Source organism: Desulfurellaceae bacterium (assembly GCA_021296095.1).
In the GTDB taxonomy this organism is placed as follows: Bacteria; Desulfobacterota; Binatia; order Bin18; family Bin18; genus JAAXHF01.
Genome location: JAGWBB010000157.1, coordinates 2,231 through 3,970, shown reverse-complemented (window position 1 = coordinate 3,970; position 1,740 = coordinate 2,231). Strand labels below are relative to the sequence as shown.

General features: G+C 66.3%; 1 protein-coding gene. It reads right to left on the bottom strand.

The window, feature by feature from the left end:
- Positions 1–60: 60 nt before the first annotated feature.
- Positions 61–1,740, bottom strand: a 1,680-nt coding sequence (locus J4F42_22000; GenBank protein ID MCE2488197.1) for an NAD(P)H-dependent oxidoreductase subunit E, incomplete at its 5' end; no start/stop codon positions are given.

Sequence of the window (1,740 nt, the reverse complement as noted above, 5' to 3'; positions counted from 1 at the left end):
GCCCGTCCAGGCTGAAGGTGGTCAGTCCGGCCTGAGAGCCGTTGGGAGATGCACCAGCCATTAGGAAAGCTCCTGTGGAAAGTATTTGATCACGCTGCGCAGAGGATTGGGCGCGGCCTGACCCAGCCCGCAGATGGACGCGTCGCCCATGACCTGGGCGAGGTCTTCCAGCAGGCCGGTGTCCCAGCGATCCTTCGCCATCAGCCCGGCCGCTTTTGCCGTCCCCACCCGGCACGGCGTACACTTGCCGCACGACTCGTGGGAAAAGAAGCGCATGGCGTTGAGGGCTGCGGCCTTGGCGCTGTCCTTATCCGACAGGACGATGATGGCGGCCGAACCGATGAAACTGCCGTGGGGCTGGAGGGTGTCGAAATCGAGCGGCTCGTCGGCCAGCGAGGCGGGCAGAATGCCACCCGAGGCCCCGCCCGGGAAGTAGCCGTACAGCTCGTGGCCGGGCAGCATGCCGCCGCAGTACTCGGCGATCAGCTCACGCAGAGTGATGCCGGCCGGCGCCAGATGGACGCCGGGCTTACTGACCCGCCCGCTGACCGAGAAGGAGCGCAGCCCCTTGCGGCCGTTTCGCCCCTGGCCGGCAAACCAGTCCGGGCCTTTTTCGACAATCTCGCGCACCCAGAACAGCGTCTCAAAATTATGCTCCAGGGTCGGTCGTCCAAACAGCCCGACCTCGGCCACATACGGCGGCCGCAGCCGCGGCATACCGCGTTTGCCCTCAATGGATTCGATCATGCCCGACTCTTCGCCGCAAATGTAGGCGCCCGCGCCGCGCCGGACATGAATGCGGGGCAGGGGGCCGGGCGGGTCGGCTTGCAGGGCGGCGATACTGTCTTTGATGATCTGGATGCAGGCCGGGTACTCGTCGCGGATATAGATGTAGACCTCGTCAATGCCGACCGCCCAGCAGGCGATCAGCATCCCCTCCAGAAAGCGGTGGGGGTCGCGTTCCATGTAGTAGCGGTCCTTGAACGTGCCCGGTTCGCCCTCGTCGATATTGACCGCCAACAGCCGCGGGGCCGGGAAGTCGCGGACGATGCGCCACTTGCGACCGGCCGGAAAACCCGCCCCGCCAAGGCCGCGCAGCCCGGCGTCTTCCAGAGCCTGGATAACCGACTCGGGCTCGCGTTCGCCCTGCACACAGGCGCGCAGCAGCCGATAGCCGCCGTCTTTTTGATACGCCCCATAATCAACGACCGTGCTCGGGGCGGGACAGGCTGTGGCCCGCCGGCTGACGGCCTGCTGCACGCGGTCCGGTGTGGCCTGCGTGATCGGGTTCTGGCCGACAATAACGGCCGGGGCGGCCTCGCAGCGGCCGACGCACGGCACGCGCTGAACCCGGACGTTCTCTCCTAGGCTGTTTTGCAGAGACGCCAGCAGGGCCTGGGCGCCGGCCAGCTCACAGCTGACCGAATCGCACACCCGGACGGTCAGCGCTGGCGGCGGCGTGTCATCTTCTTTGACCACGTCGAAGTGATGATAAAAGCTGGCGACCTCGTAGACCTCGACCGGCGCCATTTTCATCTCGTCGGCCAGGGCGACCAGATGAGCGGCCGACAGATGGCCGTAGCGGTCCTGAATCTTGTGCAGATGCTCAATCAGCAGGTCGCGTCGGCGGGGCTCATCGCCGAGCAGGCTTCGGACCTCGGCCAGGGCCTGGGGATCGACCACCCGGCCCTTGGGTCTGGTGCGAAAGCCCCGGCGTCTGCGTTGGCTGTTTTTTCCCAT